Source organism: Variovorax sp. GW823-FHT04B03, assembly GCF_058796495.1.
Map to the genome: position 1 here is coordinate 1840497 of NZ_JBXAIT010000001.1, position 18174 is coordinate 1858670.

Here is an 18174-nt window from a genome sequence, read left to right on the forward strand (position 1 = left end):
GCAAGCACCCATGAGCCAAGCCATCCTGAAGCCAGGCACCGTCCACCGCGAAGCCTTGCGCATCGCCGGCGAGAAAGTCCATCGCGACCGCACCATCGAGGTCACCTACCCGTACACCGGCGAGGTGATCGCCACCGTGCCCAAGGCCACGCTGGACGACGTGCGCCATGCCCTGCGCATCGCCCGCGACTACAAGCCCACGCTCACGCGCTACGAGCGCTACAAGATTCTCATGCGCGCCGGCGAGATCATCGCCTCGCGCCTGGACGAGATGTCGCGCACCATCACGCTCGAGTCGGGCCTGTCGCGCAAGGACTCGCTGTACGAAGTGGGCCGCGCCTCCGACGTGCTGCTGTTCGCCGCCAACCAGGCGCTGGTGGACGACGGCCAGGTGTTCTCCTGCGACCTCACGCACCACGGCAAGAGCCGCAAGGTCTACACGATGCGCGAGCCGCTCTTGGGCGCCATCACCGCCATCACGCCGTTCAACCATCCGCTGAACCAGGTGATCCACAAGGTGGCACCGGCCATTGCGACCAACAACCGCATCGTTCTGAAACCCAGCGAGAAGACGCCGCTCACGGCCTTCTTGCTGGCCGACATCCTGTACGAGGCGGGCCTGCCGCCGCAGATGCTGTCGGTGCTCACGGGCGACCCCAAGGAGATCGCCGACGAGCTGCTGACCAATGCCGATGTCGACCTCGTCACCTTCACGGGTGGCGTGCCCATCGGCAAGTACATCGCGGGCAAGGCCACCTACAAGCGCCAGATCCTGGAGCTGGGCGGCAACGACCCGATCATCGTGATGGAAGACGCGGACATCGAGGAGGCGGCGACGCTGGCTGCCAATGGGTCGTACAAGAACTCGGGGCAGCGCTGCACCGCAGTCAAACGCATGCTGGTGCACGAGTCGGTCGCAGATCGCTTCGTCGAACTGCTGGTCGAGAAGACCCGCGCACTGAAATACGGCGACCCGATGGACCCCGACACCGACATGGGCACCGTGATCGACGAGGCAGCTGCGAAGCAGTTCGAGGCCGTGGTCAACGAAGCCATCGCCGCAGGCGCCAAGCTCCTGTACGGCAACGAACGCCGCGGCGCGCTGTACTCGCCCACCGTGCTCGACCACGTCGATCCCGAGATGACCGTTGCCAAGCACGAGACCTTCGGCCCCGTGTCGCCGGTGATCCGCTTCAGGAACATCGACGAGGCGATCCGCATCTCCAACGGCACGGCCTACGGTTTGTCGTCCTCGATCTGCACCAACCGCCTGGACTACATCACGCGCTTCATCCGCGAGCTGAACGTGGGCAGCGTCAACGTGCGCGAAGTGCCCGGCTACCGCCTGGAGCTCACGCCCTTCGGCGGCATCAAGGACTCGGGCCTGGGCTACAAGGAAGGCGTGCTCGAAGCCATGAAGAGCTTCACCAACACCAAGACCTACTCGCTGCCCTGGTAACCATGAGCCTCAGCATCCCCGACATCGTCGGCCTCTTCGAGACCAAGGGCCATGCGCAGTACGACGGCGAGCCGGTCACGCAGCTGGAGCACGCGCTGCAGTCCGCGCACCTGGCCGAGCAGGAGGGGGCGGACAGCGCGCTGATCGCCGCCGCCCTGCTGCATGACCTGGGCCACCTGCTGCACGACTTCGGCGGCACGCCGACGCAGCAGGGGCTGGACGACCTGCACCAGTACCGCTGCCTGCCGTTCCTGCGCGCGCTGTTCGGCCCGGCCACGCTGGAACCGATCCGGTTGCATGTGGACGCCAAGCGCTTCCTGTGCGCGCGCGTGCCGGGCTACCTGGAGGCGCTGTCGCCCGACTCGAAGCGCAGCCTGCAACTGCAGGGCGGCGTCTTCGACGAGGCACAGGCCAAGGCTTTCGAGACGCTGCCGCATGCGATGGACGCGGTGCGCCTGCGGCAGTGGGACGACACGGCCAAGCTGGCCGATGCCGACATGCCCGGCCTCGCGCACTTCGTGCGCCACCTCGAGATCAGTTCCGCCGAACACCGGCAAGCCCTCACCACCGCTTAAGGCACACGGATGCGCCCCTTCTGGATCGAACAAGCGCTCTTCAACGACGGCGATCTGGCACCGGCGCTGCAAGGTGAAACCACCGCCGACGTCTGCATCGTCGGCGGCGGCTTCACCGGCCTGTGGACGGCCATCCAGGCCAAGCTGCAGGCGCCCGCGCTGGACATCGTCATTCTCGAAAGCGACCTGTGCGGCGCCGGCGCGAGCGGGCGCAACGGCGGTTGCCTGCTCACCTGGTCGGCCAAGTTTTTGACGCTGCGGCGGCTGTTCGGCGAAGACGAGGCGGTGCGCCTCGTGAAGGCGTCGGAAGCGGCGGTGGGGCACATCGCCGACTTCTGCGCGGCGCACGGCATCGACGCCGAACTTCGGCGCGACGGCACGCTCTACACCGCGACCTCGCAGGCGCAGATCGGCACGCTCGATCCGATGATGCAGGCGCTGGAGGCGCGCGGCATCCACTCGTACCACGCGCTGCCGCCCGACGAGGTGGCGCGGCGCTCGGGCTCGGCGCGCAACCTGGCCGGCGTGTACTCGCCGATCGCCGCCACCGTGCACCCGGGCAAGCTGGTGCGCGGGCTGCGGCGCGTGGCGCTGGCCATGGGCATCCGCATCCACGAGCGCACGCCCATGCTCGACTTCAGCACCGACCAGCCCGTGCTGGTGCACACGCCCACCGGGCGCGTGCGCGCGAAGAAACTGGTGCTGGCGATGAACGCGTGGATGGCCAGCCGCTTCCCGCAGTTCGAGCGGACCATCGCCATCGTGTCGAGCGACATGATCATCACCGAGCGCTGCCCCGAGCTGTTGCAGCAGATCGGCCTGACCGACGGCGTGTCGGTGCTCGACTCGCGCACCTTCGTGTACTACTACCGCAGCACGGTCGACGGCCGCATCATGCTGGGCAAGGGCGGCAACACCTTCGCGTGGGGCGGTCGCATGGCCAAGGTGTTCGACGAGCGCTCGCCCTACGAGGGCGAGCTCACGCAGGCCCTGCATTCCTTCTTCCCCGCATTGCGCGACACGCCGATCACCGCGAGCTGGAACGGCCCGTCCGACCGCTCGGTGACGGGCTTTCCGTTCTTCGGCAAGCTCGATGGCGCGCCGCACATCTACTACGGCTTCGGCTACTCGGGCAACGGGGTGGGGCCGACCTACATGGGCGGGCAGATCCTGTCGTCGCTGGTGCTCGACCAGGACAACGCATGGACGCGCAGCCCGATCACGAACGGGCCGCTGGGCTACTTTCCGCCGGAGCCGATGCGCTATGTGGGCTCGATCGTCGTGCGCAACGCGATCCGCCGCAAGGAACGCGCTGAGGATGAGGACCGCCAGCCATGGCTGGTGGACCGCATGCTCAGCAAGCTGGCGAACGCCGCAGGCAAGGCCGACAAGGCTTGAGAAGGTGTGAACGAACCCGCCATGCCCGCTCATCCCGCGCAGACACGCGCCCTCGGCGTTGCAAATGCTCGCCGTAGCTCAAGCTACGGCTGCGCTTTGCGCCTTGAGGGCACGCGCCTGCGCGGGCTGCTCGGACACGGCGGATTCATTCCCACCTTCTGACCCGCGGCTACCGCATCAACGGTTCGAGGGGAACGAGAACATCGTCCCTTCACGCACGCCGGCCGAGGGCCAGCGCTGCGTGACGGTCTTGCGCTTGGTGTAGAAGCGCACGGCGTCGGGGCCGTAGGCGTGCAGGTCGCCGAACAGCGAACGCTTCCAGCCGCCGAACGAGTGGTACGCCACGGGCACTGGCAGCGGCACGTTGATGCCGACCATGCCGACCTGGATGTTGTCGCTGAACCAGCGCGCGGCCTCACCGTCGCGCGTGAAGATGCAGGTGCCGTTGCCGTACTCGTGCGCATCGATCAGGTCCATGGCTTCCTGCAGCGTCTTCACGCGCACCACGCCGAGCACCGGGCCGAAGATTTCTTCCTGGTAGATCGTCATGCCGGGCTTGACGTGGTCGAACAGGCAGGCGCCCAGGTAGTAGCCGCCTTCGTGGCCTTCGACCTGGATGCCGCGGCCGTCGACCACCAGCTTGGCGCCGGCGGCCACGCCCGCGTCGACGAAGGCCTTGACCTTCTCGAAGTGCGGCTGGGTGACCAGCGGGCCCATGTCGTTGCCGTTGTCGGTGCCGGGGCCGACCTTCATCTTGGCGATCTCGACCTTCAGGCCCTCGACCACCGCGTCGGCCGTGGCGTCGCCCACGGCCACCACCAGCGGGATCGCCATGCAGCGCTCGCCGCACGAGCCGTAGGCCGCGCCCATGAGCGCGCTCACGGCGTTGCCGATGTCGGCGTCGGGCATCACCACCGCGTGGTTCTTGGCGCCACCCAGCGCCTGCACGCGCTTGCCGTGGGCCGTGCCCGTGGTGTAGATGTATTCGGCGATGGGCGTGGAGCCCACGAAGCTCACGGCCTTCACGCGGCGGTCGGTCAGCAGCGTGTCGACCGCTTCCTTGTCGCCGTTGACCACGTTCAGCACGCCCGGCGGCAGGCCGGCCTGCAGCGCGAGTTCGGCCATGAACAGCGTGGAGGAGGGCGTGCGCTCCGAAGGCTTGAGCACGAAGGTGTTGCCGCACGCCACGGCCATCGGCCACATCCACAGCGGCACCATGACGGGGAAGTTGAACGGCGTGATGCCGGCGGCGACGCCCATGGCCTGGAACTCGCTCCACGAGTCGATCGACGGGCCCACGTTCTTGCTGTGCTCGCCCTTGAGCAGCTCGGGCACGTAGCTGGCGTACTCGACGTTCTCGATGCCGCGCTGCAGCTCGCCGTGCGCGTCGGCCAGCACCTTGCCGTGCTCGGCGGTGATCAGCGCGGCGATGGTGTCGGCGTTTTCCTCGAGCAGCGTCTTCAGGCGGCTCATCACGCGGGCGCGCTTGAGCGGCGGCGTGTTGCGCCAGGCCGGGAAGGCGGCCTGCGCCGAAGCGATGGCCTGCTCGACCGTGAGCTTGTCGGCGAGCGCCACGCTCTTGGCCGACAGGCCGGTGGCGGGGTCGAACACCGGCTGCACGCGGCTGCCGCCGCCGACGTGCTTGCCGTCGATGAAGTGGCCGATGGTGGCGGTGACGTTCTTGTCGTGTTGCATGTCTTCAGGTCTCGAAAGGGGATCAGTTGGTTTCGGCCAGAGCGTCGGCGAGGGCATTGACCATGCGGTCGATCTCGGCCTTCTCGGCGATGAAGGGCGGTGCGAGCTGGATCGTGTCGCCGCCGTAGCGCACGTAGAAGCCCTTCTTCCAGCAGTTCATCGCGATCTCGTAGGGGCGGCGTGCGGGCTCGCCCGGCAGCGCGGCGATGGTGATGCCGGCGGCCAGGCCGTAGTTGCGGATGTCGGCCACGTGCTTGCTGCCCTTCAGGCTGTGCACGGCGTTCTCGAAGTGCGGGGCCAGCGTCTGCACGCGGCCGATCATGTCTTCCTTCTGGAGCACGTCGAGCGCGGCGATGCCGGCGGCGCAGGCCACGGGGTGCGCGCCGTAGGTGTAGCCGTGCGGGAATTCGAGCATGTACTCGGGACCGCCGGCGGCCATGAAGGTGTCGTAGATGTCCTTGCTGGCCACCACGGCGCCCAGCGGCTGCGCGCCGTTGGTGACCTGCTTGGCGATGTTCATGATGTCGGGCGTGACGCCGAAGGCATCGGCGCCCGTGAGCGCGCCGCAGCGGCCGAACCCGGTGATCACTTCGTCAAAAATCAGCAGGATGTTGTTGGCCGTGCAGATGTCGCGCAGGCGCTTCAGGTAGCCCTTGGGCGGAATCACCACGCCGGCCGAACCGGCAAAGGGCTCCACGATCACGGCCGCGATGGTCGAGGCGTCGTGCAGTGCGATGAGGTCGAGCAGGCGGTCGGCCAGCTCGGCGCCGCTGTCGGGCATGCCGCGCGAGAAGGCATTGCTGGCCAGCTGCGTGTGCGGCAGGTGGTCGGCCTCGACGCCCTGGCCGAACAGCTTGCGGTTGGCCGCGATGCCGCCCACCGAGATGCCGCCGTAGTTCACGCCGTGGTAGCCCTTCTCGCGGCCGATCAGGCGCGTCTTGCCGGCCTGGCCCTTGGTGCGCCAGTAGGCGCGCGCCATCTTCAGCGAGGTGTCGGCGGCTTCGGAGCCCGAGCCGGTGAAGAACACGTAGTCCAGGCCGGCGGGCGTCAGTTCCTTGATCTTGTTGGCCAGTTCGAACGAGAGCGGGTGGCCGAACTGGAAGGCGGGCGAGTAGTCGAGCTTGGCGATCTGGCGGCTCACCGCCTCGGTGATCTCGGGGCGGCCGTGGCCCAGGCCCGAGCACCACAGGCCCGACAGGCCGTCGAAGATCTTGCGACCGTCGTTGTCGGTGAAGTAGGCGCCCTTGGCCTCCACGATGATCCGCGGATCGGCCTTGAAGTTGCGGTTGCCGGTGTAGGGCATCCAGTGCGCCTCGAGCCAGGCGGCGTCGGTGCGCGCGGTGGGCGTGGGTTCGATGGCGGGTGTGGCGAGGGTCATGGCGCATCCCGCGCAAGGCGGGCTCCGGGGGTGAAGGGATGCGCCGATTGTTCGCAACGCCTTCAGTGTGGAGAATGGCGCAATATCAATGTTCACTTGACGATCCATGCAAGTAAAGGCCAAGGCCTCGCCCGCCGACGAAACCGCTGCCCAGGGCACCCGCAACCGCGCCGTGCTGGGGCAGCTCAGCGACATGGACCTGCGCCTGCTCAAGGTGTTCAAGAGCGTGGTCGACTGCGGCGGCATGGCGGCGGCCGAACTGGAGCTGAACATCGGCACCTCGACCGTGAGCCGCCACGTGAAAGACCTGGAAACGCGCCTGGGCCTCGTGCTGTGCCGGCGCGGCCGGGCGGGCTTTGCGCTCACGGCCGAGGGCCAGCGCGTGTACGACGAGACGCTGCGCCTGCTGGCCTCGGTCGATGCCTTTCGCGGCAGCATCGACGACATCCACAACCGCATGGGCGGGCAGCTCGACGTGGCGCTGTTCGACAAGACCGCGACCAACCCGAAGGCGCGCATCGGCGAGGCCATTGCCCGCTTCACCGAGATCGCGCCCGAGGTGAACCTGGCGGTGCACGTGGGCTCCATCAACGCCATCGAGCAGGGTGTGCTGGAGGGCAATTTCCAGATCGGCATCATCCCGGCGCACCGCAGCTCGAAGAGCCTCGTCTACGCCGACCTGTTTGATGAAACCATGCTGCTGTACTGCGGCCAGGGGCATCCGCTGTTCGACAGCCCGCACGGCAAGCTCACGTGGTCGAAGCTGGGCGAGCACCATTTCGCGGGGCTGGGGTATCACTCGCCGAACATGGAGCTGAGTCACCGGGCAAGGCTGTCGCGCAAGGCGACGGGGTTCGACCAGGAGGCGATTGCGACGCTGATCCTGTCAGGGCGCTTCCTGGGCTTTCTGCCCGACCACTACGCGCAGGTGTTCGAGCAGCGCGGGCTGATGAAGGCGGTGCTGCCGGCGCGCTTCAACTATGCGTGCCGGTTCGTGAGCCTGCTGCGGCGGTCGCCGAAGCCTTCGCGGGCGGTGCTGGCGTTTCAGGCGTGCCTGGAGCAGGCGCATGGCGGTGCGAAGATCTGAAGGCACTGAAACCACCCCAGATGACCGAAACACCACTGCGTATTCGCCCTGCACTTGCGTCGGAACACCGGGCACTCGAAGACTTGCAGCGGCGCGCATCGCTCGCGAACCCTGGCGATCGCGAGGCGATTCAGTCCGACCCGGACGCCATCGAACTGCCTCTGGCCCAGATCGTCGATGGCCGGGTGTTCGTGGCAGAGATCCATGGCGTGACGGCGGGATTCGCTGTCGTGCTGCCCAACGATGACGGCAGCGCCGAACTCGATGGATTGTTCGTCGAGCCCGAGGCATGGCGTCGCGGCATCGGCAAGGCATTGGTCGCGCATTGTGTCGAGCTTTCCCGGCGCCAGGGTGCGTCGGCACTCCACGTCACCGGCAATCCACACGCCGGGTCGTTCTACCTTCGATGCGGATTCGAGGCGAATGGCACTGTCGCCGTGCGCTTCGGCAGGGCCGAGCGGTTCCGCAAGGTCTTCTAGACCTTTGTGGTGCTATCGCTGTCCGCTGGGCAGCAACAAATGCTTCGCCCCGATGTGCGCTTCCATCTCATGCATGTGGTGCTCCGCATCCACCATGTGCTCCACCATCAACCGCCGCACCTCGTCCGCATCTTCCTTGCGGTAGGCCGCCAGCAGCTGCGTGTGGTAGTCCACATTGGTCTCGCCGAAGTGGTGGTGGTCCAGCGCCTTCTTGTAGACGACGAGGTCGCGCAGCAGGTCGTTGAGAAAGCGGCACATGAAGGACAGCACCGGGTTGGGGCAGGCCTCGGCCAGCATCGTGTGAAAGGCCAGCTCGGCCTCGCGCTGCGTACGCAATTCGTCTTCGTTGGTCGGCTCGACGGTGCACAGGCGCACGTTCTCTTCGAGCCGCGCGAACTGTTCGGGCGTGAGACGCCCGACCACGCTCACGGCCAGTTCGGGCTCCAGCGCCTTGCGCAGCTGGTAGATGTGGTGGCCGTCCAGGTGATGAAAGTGCAGGAAGTTGCGCAGCGGCTCCGACGCATGGTCGACCGACACCTGCTGCAGGTACGCGCCGCCTCCGGGGCCGGTGCGGATCGAGATCAGCCCGCGCACCTCGAGCGCCTTCAGCGCCTCGCGCACCGTGCTCTTCGAATAGCCGAAGAGCTCGATCAGTTCCTTCTCGTTCGGTAGCCGGTCGCCGGGCTGCTTGCGCTCGGCAACGATCCATCGCTTGACGTCTTCGACGATGACGTCCGAGAGCTTTTGCCGCTTCGGAGGGTTGTGCCCCACTCTCATCAAAACGCTCCATCCATGCACATCGGGAGATGCGCGGGATGCGCAACAGCGCGCGATCTTAACGGCGTCATCGGCAGGGTCGGGTTGGGTTTGGGCACGGGGCTTGCTAACGGGTTTTTACCAACATATTAATCCTATTTATCCGCTTAAATTGCCGGCGATCGCAGGCACTGTGTTTTCTTCCCCACTTCCCACACCACGACCGGAGAACCCCATGCAACGCAGACAACTCCTTCAGCTGGCCGCCCTGTCGGCCGCCCCGGCTTCGCTCCTGATGAGCCGCTCGGTCTTCGCCCAGGCCACCGACGCGATCCGATTCGGTGCACCGGTGCCCATGTCGGGTGCCTTCGCGGCCAACGGCAAGTTCGCCGACCTGGGCACCAAGCTGGCGATCGAGCAGTACGGCAAGGTGCTGAACCGGCCGCTGGCCTACACGGTGCTCGATACCGAGGGCAAGCCGGCCACGGCCGTGCGCAAGGTGCAGGAGGCCTCGCAGCAGCAGGGCGCGAAGTTCTTCGTCGGCGGCATCCTGTCTTCCGAGGCGCTGGCCATGGGCAAGGAGGCCGAGAAGGCTGGCGGCCTGTTCATCACCACCGCGGGCGCCGACGAAATCACCGGCAAGGACTGCAACCCCGCCACCTTCCGCTGGTCGGTGCCCACCTTCGGTGCGATCGAGCAGACGGTGCGCCCGCTGATCGCGTCCATGCCCAAGGCCAAGCGCTGGTACACGATCACGCCGCAGTACGTGTTCGGCGACGGCCTGCTGAGCGCGGCCAAGACCATCTTCCAGGAGAAGGGCATCGAGCACGTGGGCAACAGCTACCACTCGCTCAACGACAAGGAGTTCAGCGGCTACCTCACCAACGCCATGGCCGCCAAGCCCGACGTGCTGCTGCTGCTGAACTTCGGCGCGCAGTCGTCCGCCGCGCTGCGCCAGGCGGTGAGCTTCGGCATGCACAAGAACATGACGATCCTCATGGCCTGGGCCTCGGGCCTGGAGCAGTTCGACGAGCTGGGCGCCGACCTGTGCGACGGCGTCTACTTCGGTGCGCAGTACTGGCACACGGTCGACACGCCGCTCAACAAGGACCTGGTGAAGCGCACTGCCGACAAGCTCAAGATCGTGCCCAACTACAGCCTGGCCGGCTCGTACATCTGCACCAAGATCCTCATCGACGGCATCGTCAAGGCCGGCACGGTCGACCCGAAGGCGGTGGTCGCGGCGCTCGAAGGCATGAAGTTCGACGGCCTCACGGGCGTGGAAGAAATCCGCAAGGCCGACCACCAGGTCATCAAGGACTACTACCTGCTCAAGGGCAAGGCGAAGTCGAAGATGGCCAACCCGGCCGACTACGTGGACGTGGTCAGTTCCGGCAAGTCCTTCCTGCCCGTCGACAAGACCGGCTGCAAGCTGGCCTGACGCCGCCCGGCTTCGCGCCGCGCCCGCGCCGTTTCGAGGCGCGGGCAGGGCGCGTGCCGCCTGCACGTTTGCCACCCCCACGACACCTATGTCCGTCTACCTGCTCCAGACCATCAACGGAATCGGCATCGGCATGCTGTATTTCCTGCTGGCCGTTGGCTTGTCCATCGTGTTCGGCCTGCTGCGCTTCGTGAACTTCGCGCACGGCGCTTTCTACCTGCTGGGCGCCTACCTGTGCTTCCAGGCCATGCAGTGGGGGCTCAACTTCTGGGCCGCGCTCGTGCTGGTGCCGCTGTTCGTCGGCGCGCTCGGCTGGCTGGCCGAGAAGCTGCTGCTGCGCCGCGTGTACGCCAAGGCGCACGAGTTCCACATCCTCGTGACCGTGGGCCTGGCGCTCGCGGTGCAGGAGATCGTCATCGTGTTCTGGGGCCCGCTGGGCAACAGCGTGCCCACGCCCGACCTGCTGCAGGGCGTGGTGATGTGGGGCAGCTTCATCTACCCGAAGTACCGGCTCTTCGTGATCGGCTTCACCGCCGTGCTCGCGGTGGGGCTGTGGTGGGTGCTCGAAGGCACGCGCCTGGGCAGTGCGGTGCGCGCGGGCAGCGAATCGACCGAGATGGTCTCGCTGCTGGGCATCAACGTGTTCCGCGTGTTCAGCCTGGTGTTCGCGCTCGGCGCGGCCACGGCGGCGCTGGCCGGTGTGCTGGCTGCGCCCATTCGCGGGGCCGAGCCCTTCATGGGCGTCGAGGCGCTGGGCGTGGCCTTCGTGGTCGTGGTGATCGGCGGGCTCGGCAGCTTCAGCGGGGCGCTGGTCGGCGGCGTGCTGATCGGCATCGTGCAAAGCCTCATGAGCACCATCTGGCCGCCGGGGGCGAGCCTGATGATCTACATCGCGATGGGCGCCGTGCTGCTGCTGCGCCCGCATGGCCTGCTCGGCCGCAGAGGATGAACGCGCCATGCCAAAGAAATACACCTTCCTGCTGGCGCTGATCGTCGCGCTCGCGTTGCCGCTGTTCATGCGCTCGGGCTCGCTCGCGAGCGAAGTGCTCATCTACGCGCTCGCGGCCCTGGGCTGCAACCTGCTGCTGGGCTACACGGGGTTGCTCTCGTTCGGCCAGGGCATCTTCTTCGGGCTGGGCAGCTACACCATCGCGATCCTGCTCACGCGGCTGCAACTGCCGATGCCGCTCGCCTTGCTCGCCGCCATCGGCATGGGCGCGCTGGGCGCAGCGGTGGTCGGCTGGGTCGCCATCCGCCAGCGCGGCACCTACTTCGTGATGCTCACGCTGGCCTTCGCGCAGATGTTCTATTTCATCGCCTACACGGCCTCGGGGCTCACGGGCGGCGACAACGGCCTGCTCGACGTGCCGCGCCCGGCCTTCATGGACACGCCGTGGAAGTACTACGCCTTCGTGGCGGTGATCTTCTTGGCCGCGTTCGCGCTGCTGCTCAAGGTGACCGACTCGGTCTTCGGGCGCACGCTGCTGGCCATCCGCGACAACGAGGACCGTGCCGCTGCCGTGGGCTATGACCTGAAGCGCTTCAAGCTGCTGGCCTTCGTGATCTCGGGCGCCGTCACGGGCCTGGCCGGCGGCCTGCACGCGATGATGACCGGCATCGCGCCGCTGTCCAACGCCGAGTACCACACGAGCGAGATGATCCTGGTCATCACCGTGATCGGCGGCACCGGCAACCTGTTCGCCTCGGTGCTGGGCTCGGCCTTCTACGTGCTGCTGGCCGACTGGCTCTCCACCCTGTGGCCGCGCTGGCTGCTGCTGCTGGGCCTGCTGCTGATCGGCGTGAGCATCGGCATGCAACGCGGCCTCTGGGGTCTGGGCGAAAGCGCCTGGCGACGGGTGTTCCGCAAGACGGCGGCCGAGGCCAAGGCGCCGGCCGTGCAAGGAGAGCAGGCATGAGCGACATCCTCATCGAAGCCATCGGCGTCACCAAGCACTACGGCAAGTTCGCCGCGCTCGGCGGCGTCGACCTGAAGATCAGGCGCAACACCGTGCACTCGGTGATCGGGCCCAACGGCGCGGGCAAGACCACGCTTTTTCACATGCTCACGGGCACCGGCACCACCACGGGCGGGCGCATCCTGTTCGACGGCCACGACGTGACGCGCGAGCCCGACCACCAGCGCGTGCAGCGCGGCATGGCGCGCTCGTTCCAGGTGACCAGCCTGTTCCCCAGCCTGTCGGTGCGCGAGAACCTGCGCGTGGCGGCGCAGGGCGTTGCGCCGCGCCAGGCCATGAACTGCTGGCGCGCACCCATCGGCGAGCGCGCCTGTGCCGACACGGTGGCCGAGGTGCTCGCGCGTGTCGGCCTCGAAAGGCTGGCCGACACGCCCGCCAGCGTGCTCTCGCACGGCCAGCAGCGCCGCCTCGAAGTGGGCATGGCACTGGCGGCCAAGCCCAAGGCCATCTTCCTGGACGAGCCGACCTCGGGCATGGGCATCGACGACCTCGACGACATGAAGCAGCTCATTCGCGGCCTGCGCGACGCGCACACCGTGGTGCTGATCGAGCACAACATGAACATCGTGATGGACATCTCCGACACCGTGACCGTCATGCAGCTGGGCCGCGTGCTGGCCGAGGGGCTGCCGGGCGACATCCGCTCGGACGCGCGCGTGCGCACGGCGTACCTGGGCAACATGATCACCGGAGGCAAGGCATGAGCGGCGCGAAGAACATCCTCGAAGTCGAAGGCCTGCACGCGCACTACGGCAAGAGCCATGTGCTGCAGGGCGTGTCGCTCACGGTGGGCGAGGCCGAACTGGTCACGCTGCTGGGCCGCAACGGCGCGGGCAAGTCGACCACGCTCAAGAGCATTGCCGGCGCCGTCACGCCCACGAAAGGGCGCGTGCGCTTCCAGGGCGCGGACATCGCGGGCCAGCCGCCGCACCGCATCGCCACGCGCGGCGTGTGCCTCGTGCCCGAGCACCGCGGCATCTTCAAGCTGCTCACGGTGGAAGAGAACCTGCTGCTCGGCCTGCGGCGCGATTCGCCCTGGCAGCTGGCCGACATCTACCGCATCTTTCCACGCCTGAAGGAGCGCCGGCGCAACGGCGGCGGGCAGCTGTCGGGCGGCGAGCAGCAGATGCTGGCCATCGGCCGCGCGCTCATGAACCACCCGCGCCTGCTGATCCTCGACGAGCCCGTGGAAGGCCTGGCGCCGGTGATCGTGGAAGAGATCGTCGCGCAGCTCAAGACCATCAAGGCCGCGGGCGTGGCCATCCTGCTGGTCGAGCAGAACCTGGAGGTCTGCGTGCAGCTGGCCGACCGCCACTACATCGTGGAGCAGGGCGTGATCGTGCACGAGGCTGGCAACGCCGCCTTCATGGCCGATCACGACGTGAAAGACAGATACCTCGGCGTCGGGCTCGCCTGACCCCGCCACTCATTCGTCGCAAAAACCATGAACACAACGAACGAACTTTCCGCCGCGCCCGACGTGCGCGCCCTGCGCGTGAACGGCCAACGCCTCTGGGACTCGCTGATGGAGCTCGCGCAGCTCGGCGCCACCGAGAAGGGCGGCGTGTGCCGCATCGCGCTCACCGACCTGGACCGCCAGGGCCGCGACCTCTTCACGCGCTGGGCCCGCGAGGCCGGCTGCGAGGTGCGCGTGGACGCCATCGGCAACATCTTCGCGCGCCGCGCCGGCCGCAACAACGCGCTGCCGCCCATCACCACCGGCAGCCACATCGACACGCAGCCCACGGGCGGCAAGTTCGACGGCAACTACGGCGTGCTCGCGGGGCTTGAAGTGATCCGCAGCCTGAACGACGCCGGCATCGCCACCGAAGCACCGGTCGAGGTGGCGGTGTGGACCAACGAGGAAGGCTCGCGCTTCGTGCCCGTGATGATGGGTTCGGGCGTGTTCGCCGGTGCCTTCACGCTGGACCACGCGCTCGCGCAGCGCGACACCGAAGGCGTGAGCGTGGCCGAGGCGCTGTCGGCCATCGGCTATGCGGGCGCCGTGCCCGCTTCGGCGGCGGCGTCGCCGGTCGGTGCCTACTTCGAGGCGCACATCGAGCAGGGCCCGGTGCTCGAAGCCAACGAACGCGTCATCGGCGTGGTCGAGGGCGCGCTGGGCCAGCGCTGGTACGACGTGGTGGTGCAGGGCATGGAAGCGCACGCCGGCCCCACGCCGATGGAGCTGCGAAAAGATGCGCTGCTGGCCGCCGCCGAACTCGTGGTCGAGGTGAACCGCATCGCGCTCGCGCATGCGCCGCACGGGCGCGGCACGGTCGGCTGGATCGACAACTACCCGAACTCGCGCAACGTGATCCCGGGCCGCGTGAAGCTCAGCGTCGACCTGCGCGCGGCTGACGACGTGGTGCTGTCGGCCATGAACGCGGCACTGAAAGAAGCTGTGCAGCGCATCGCCACGAAAGGCAAGGTCGAGGCGACGGCCGAGCAGGTCGTGTACTTCCCGCCGCAGCCGTTCACGCCCGCACTGGTGACGGCCGTGCGCGAGGCCGCGCAGGACCAGGGCATGACGTGGATGAACGTGATCAGCGGCGCCGGCCACGACGCCGTGTACCTCGCGCGCGTGTGCCCCGCGGCGATGATCTTCGTGCCCTGCCTGGACGGCATCAGCCACAACGAGATCGAGGACGCGCAGCCCGACCACCTCGAAGCCGGCTGCAACGTGCTGCTGCAGGCGATGCTGCAGAGCGCGGGAGTGGCCGCGTGAGGGCGGCGCTTCGCCGCATCGGCCTGCACTGCGTGCTGGCGATGGGCATGGTCGCGGCGTCGACGGCGGCCCTGGCGGCCGCAGAGCCGATCCTGGTCGGCCAGTCTGCGGTGCTCACCGGCCCGTTCACGCCGAACAGCCTCGCGTTCATGGAAGGCCAGACGCTGTTCCTCGACCAGTTGAACAAGGCGGGCGGCGTCGGTGGCCGGCCCGTCAAGATGATCACCTACGACGACGCCTACATCCCCGAGAAGGCCGCGGCCAATGCCGAGAAGCTGCTCGGCACGGACCGCGTCGTCTGCCTGTTTGGAACCATGGGCACGGGCATCGGCGCGGCCATGGTGCCGGTGGCGGCGAAATACGACAGCTTCATCTTCGGCGGGCTGACCGGTGCGGCGGTGCTGCGCGGGCCGAAGGTGCCGATCTTCCACGTGCGGGAGTCGTATGCCGACGAGGTCTCGCGTGTGATGAACCACCTGACGACCGTGGGCCTGACGCGCATCGCCATCGTCTCCAGCGATGACGCCTACGGCAAGGGCATCGAGAAGGACGCGCTGGCCGCGCTCGAGAAGAACAAGCGGCCGGCCCTGCTGTCGCTGCGTTTCGATCCGAAGGAAAGGGACCATCCCGCCATCGCGCAGCAGGTCATCGCGAGCGGTGCGCAGGCGGTGTACGTCATCGCGGCCGGCACGCCGGCGATCAACATCATCCGCTCGCTGGTGGCCGCGCCCATCCATCCGCAGATCTACACGAACTCGGTGGCGAGCTCGTTCCTTCTGTACAAGGAACTCGGCGACAAGAGCCGCGGCATCGTGCTGTCGCAGGTGGTGCCGCCGTTCTGGAAGACACGCTTTCCCATCGTCGACGAATACCAGCGCGCGCGGAAGGCCGCGGGCAGCGAAGGCGAAGGCTCCTACCTGGGGCTGGAGGGCTACATCACGGCCAAGGCCTTTGCGGAATCGCTGCAGCGCGTGAAGGGGCCGATCACCACCGAATCGCTGCGCCGCAGCATCGAGAACTCGCCGCCCATGAACCTGAATGGCTTCACGGTCGCGTTCCGTCCCGACAACCGCAACGGCTCCAGCTTCGGCGACATCACCATGCTGGGCAGCGCCGGAAAGTTTGCCCAATGAAAGTCCTGATCGCACGTCTCAACCACGAGACCAACACCTTCTCGCCCGTGCCCACGCCGCTCGCGGCCTTCGGGCCCGACGGCCCGACCTTCGGCGCACAGGCCTACACCGACAACAAGGGCATGCGCACCGCGATGTCGGCCTTCATCGACCTGGCCGAAGCGGCGGGCGCGCAGCTCGTCACGCCGGTGTCGGCCTCGGCCAACCCGAGCGGGCCGGTCGATGCGCAGGCCTACACCACGCTCACGCAGTGCATCGTCGATGCGGCGCCGGGCTGCGATGCGATCCTGCTCGACCTGCACGGCGCGATGGTGGCGCAGAACAGCACCGACGGCGAAGGCGACCTGCTGGTGCGCCTGCGCGCCGCGGCGCCCGGCGTGCCCATCGGCGTGGCGTTGGACCTGCATGCCAACGTGACGCCCGCGATGGTGGACAACGCCGACGTGATCGTCGGCTTCAAGACCTACCCGCACGTCGACATGTACGAGACCGGCGAGCACGCCGGCCGCCTGCTGTTCGACCTGCTGGCCGGGCGCAGCCAGCCGCACATGCGCTGGCGCCAGCTGCCGCTCATGGCGCACACGCTGCGCAGCGCCTCGTTCACCGGTGCGATGCAGCGGGCCATCGAGGCGGCGCGCGCGGCGGAGGAATCCGAGTCGCTGGCGGTGTCGATCCTGGCGGGCTTCTCGCTGTCGGACATCACGGCGCCGTGCATGAGCGTGATCGTGGTCGATGCCCAATCGCCCGCGCGCGCACAGGCCACGGCCGACCGCATCGCGGCGCAGATGTGGGCCGAGCGCGAGGCCTTCATCTACCGCAGCGAACCGCTGGCTGCATCGGTCGCGCGCGCGAAGCTCATCGCGGGCGGCGCGACGCGCCCGGTGCTGCTGCTCGACCATGGCGACAACTGCATGTCGGGCGGCAGCTGCGACACCATGGACGTGCTGCAGGAGGCGCTGGCGCAGGGCCTGGACGGCATCGGCGTCGGGCCGCTGTGCGACCCCGAGGCGGTGGCCGCGCTGGTCGCGGCAGGCGAGGGCGCCGAGGTGACGGTGGCGCTGGGCAACAAGGTGTCGCTGGAAGGTATCGGGCTGAAGAAAACGCCGGTGCGGCTGACCGGCATGGTGCGAACCATCAGCGACGGGGAGTACGTGATCACCGGCCCCACCTACACCGGCCAGCGCAGCAGCATGGGCCGCACCGTGCTGTTCGACATCGGCGCGGCGCGCATCGTCGTCACCGAGCGCACGCAGGAGCCGTGGGACATCGGCGTGTTCGAGTGCGCCGGGCTCGACCCGCGCAAGGAGCGCTTCCTGCTGCTGAAGTCGCGCATGTACTGCCGGCCGGTGTTCGAGCCGCTGTCGGCGGCGCTGGTGGAGTGCGACAGCCCCGGCGTGACCAGCTCCGACTACAGCCTGTTCCCGTTCAGCCAGGTGCGCCGGCCGGTGTTTCCGCTCGATGCGAACGCGGCGATGGACGCGCCGGCATAACCTGCCACGTCATCGACGCGCGGCGCGTGCCCCGCGACCATTCCTTCACCCCGCGCTGTTGCGGGTCGAACCCTCGAAAGGAACAGTCGCCATGAACACCGCCGCCCACGACGCCCATGCCATCGCCACGGGCTACATCGCCGTCTGGAACGAGACCGACGCCGCGCGCCGCGCCGCGCTTATCGACGCCGGCTGGACCGCCGACGCCCGCTATGTCGACCCGATGGCGCAGGCCAGCGGCCACGAGCAGATCAGCGCGCTGGTCGGCGCGGTGCACCAGCGCTACCCGGGCTTTCGCTTCCACCTGCTGGGCAAGGCCGAGGCGCACGGCGACAACCTGCGCTTCTCGTGGACCCTGGGCCCGAGCGGCGCCGACGACCTGATCCAGGGCACCGACTTCGCACAGGTCGACGCAGGCAAGCTGCGCGCGGTGACGGGTTTCCTCGACAAGGTGCCCGTGGGCGCCTGAAGGGGTTAGGGCCTGTTCACACTATTTCTAGCGTCGCGTTGGCTGGCCAAGGGGCTGGCTGCAAGGCGCCCGTGCGCAGCAAGGCTGAAGCCTTGCAAGCGCGGGCAACGCCG

General features: G+C 67.9%; 17 protein-coding genes. 14 read left to right on the plus strand and 3 right to left on the minus strand.

Going from position 1 to position 18174, the window contains the following annotated elements:
• The first annotated feature begins 10 nt into the window (after window positions 1-10).
• The 3 genes from phnY to AC1RAD_RS08635 are packed head-to-tail and all read left to right on the plus strand — an operon-like array spanning window position 11 to window position 3432.
• A complete protein-coding gene (gene phnY / locus AC1RAD_RS08625) occupies window positions 11-1459 on the plus strand; it encodes a phosphonoacetaldehyde dehydrogenase (protein ID WP_492677866.1) in 1449 nt (482 codons plus the stop codon).
• Between the two features lie 2 nt (window positions 1460-1461).
• Window positions 1462-2034, plus strand: coding sequence for a phosphonate degradation HD-domain oxygenase (locus AC1RAD_RS08630; RefSeq protein ID WP_492734525.1), 573 nt, complete (start codon window positions 1462-1464; stop codon window positions 2032-2034).
• 9 nt (window positions 2035-2043) lie between these two features.
• Window positions 2044-3432, plus strand: coding sequence for an FAD-dependent oxidoreductase (locus AC1RAD_RS08635; RefSeq protein ID WP_492677870.1), 1389 nt, complete (start codon window positions 2044-2046; stop codon window positions 3430-3432).
• Between the two features lie 177 nt (window positions 3433-3609).
• Here AC1RAD_RS08635 and AC1RAD_RS08640 read toward each other — a convergent pair whose 3' ends face one another.
• Both AC1RAD_RS08640 and aptA read right to left on the minus strand, forming a co-directional pair.
• Window positions 3610-5127, minus strand: a complete 1518-nt coding sequence (locus AC1RAD_RS08640) for a CoA-acylating methylmalonate-semialdehyde dehydrogenase (RefSeq protein WP_095744313.1) — start codon at window positions 5125-5127, stop codon at window positions 3610-3612.
• Window positions 5128-5149: 22 nt separating this feature from the next.
• Entirely contained in the window at window positions 5150-6505 is a 1356-nt protein-coding gene (gene aptA / locus AC1RAD_RS08645; protein ID WP_492734526.1) for an omega-aminotransferase AptA, read from the minus strand.
• A gap of 106 nt (window positions 6506-6611) precedes the next feature.
• Here aptA and AC1RAD_RS08650 point away from each other — a divergent pair, with 106 nt between their 5' ends.
• Both AC1RAD_RS08650 and AC1RAD_RS08655 read left to right on the plus strand, forming a co-directional pair.
• Window positions 6612-7592: a LysR family transcriptional regulator gene (locus tag AC1RAD_RS08650; RefSeq protein ID WP_062468761.1), complete on the plus strand. Its 981-nt coding sequence runs from the start codon at window positions 6612-6614 to the stop codon at window positions 7590-7592.
• 20 nt (window positions 7593-7612) lie between these two features.
• A complete protein-coding gene (locus tag AC1RAD_RS08655; protein ID WP_153286170.1) occupies window positions 7613-8071 on the plus strand; it encodes a GNAT family N-acetyltransferase in 459 nt (152 codons plus the stop codon).
• Between the two features lie 12 nt (window positions 8072-8083).
• Here the strand turns inward: AC1RAD_RS08655 and AC1RAD_RS08660 are convergent, their stop codons facing one another.
• Window positions 8084-8848, minus strand: coding sequence for a FadR/GntR family transcriptional regulator (locus tag AC1RAD_RS08660; protein ID WP_070063978.1), 765 nt, complete (start codon window positions 8846-8848; stop codon window positions 8084-8086).
• A gap of 214 nt (window positions 8849-9062) precedes the next feature.
• Here AC1RAD_RS08660 and AC1RAD_RS08665 point away from each other — a divergent pair, with 214 nt between their 5' ends.
• The 9 genes from AC1RAD_RS08665 to AC1RAD_RS08705 all read left to right on the plus strand — a co-directional run bounded on the left by AC1RAD_RS08665 (window position 9063) and on the right by AC1RAD_RS08705 (window position 18061).
• A complete protein-coding gene (locus tag AC1RAD_RS08665; protein ID WP_070063979.1) occupies window positions 9063-10268 on the plus strand; it encodes an ABC transporter substrate-binding protein in 1206 nt (401 codons plus the stop codon).
• A gap of 88 nt (window positions 10269-10356) precedes the next feature.
• Entirely contained in the window at window positions 10357-11217 is an 861-nt protein-coding gene (locus AC1RAD_RS08670; RefSeq protein ID WP_095744319.1) for a branched-chain amino acid ABC transporter permease, read from the plus strand.
• A gap of 7 nt (window positions 11218-11224) precedes the next feature.
• Complete coding sequence (locus AC1RAD_RS08675) at window positions 11225-12184, plus strand: branched-chain amino acid ABC transporter permease (RefSeq protein WP_062468748.1); 960 nt, start codon at window positions 11225-11227, stop codon at window positions 12182-12184.
• Window positions 12181-12948: an ABC transporter ATP-binding protein gene (locus AC1RAD_RS08680; RefSeq protein WP_390345555.1), complete on the plus strand. Its 768-nt coding sequence runs from the start codon at window positions 12181-12183 to the stop codon at window positions 12946-12948. Before AC1RAD_RS08675 ends, AC1RAD_RS08680 begins: the two co-directional genes overlap by 4 nt.
• The gene (locus tag AC1RAD_RS08685) at window positions 12945-13661 is read left to right on the plus strand and encodes an ABC transporter ATP-binding protein (protein ID WP_492734527.1); all 717 of its coding nucleotides are present in this window, start codon (window positions 12945-12947) and stop codon (window positions 13659-13661) included. Before AC1RAD_RS08680 ends, AC1RAD_RS08685 begins: the two co-directional genes overlap by 4 nt.
• 27 nt (window positions 13662-13688) lie before the next feature.
• Window positions 13689-14969, plus strand: a complete 1281-nt coding sequence (locus AC1RAD_RS08690; protein WP_492734528.1) for a Zn-dependent hydrolase — start codon at window positions 13689-13691, stop codon at window positions 14967-14969.
• Window positions 14966-16102: an ABC transporter substrate-binding protein gene (locus tag AC1RAD_RS08695; RefSeq protein ID WP_492734529.1), complete on the plus strand. Its 1137-nt coding sequence runs from the start codon at window positions 14966-14968 to the stop codon at window positions 16100-16102. The genes AC1RAD_RS08690 and AC1RAD_RS08695 overlap by 4 nt, the downstream gene beginning before the upstream one ends.
• Window positions 16099-17592 (plus strand): M81 family metallopeptidase, encoded by a 1494-nt coding sequence (locus AC1RAD_RS08700; RefSeq protein ID WP_492734530.1) that lies wholly within the window; start codon window positions 16099-16101, stop codon window positions 17590-17592. Before AC1RAD_RS08695 ends, AC1RAD_RS08700 begins: the two co-directional genes overlap by 4 nt.
• Window positions 17593-17683: 91 nt before the next feature.
• Window positions 17684-18061 carry a nuclear transport factor 2 family protein gene (locus AC1RAD_RS08705; RefSeq protein ID WP_492734531.1) on the plus strand — a complete coding sequence of 126 codons (378 nt, stop codon included), beginning with the start codon at window positions 17684-17686 and terminating at the stop codon, window positions 18059-18061.
• The last annotated feature ends 113 nt before the right edge of the window (window positions 18062-18174 follow it).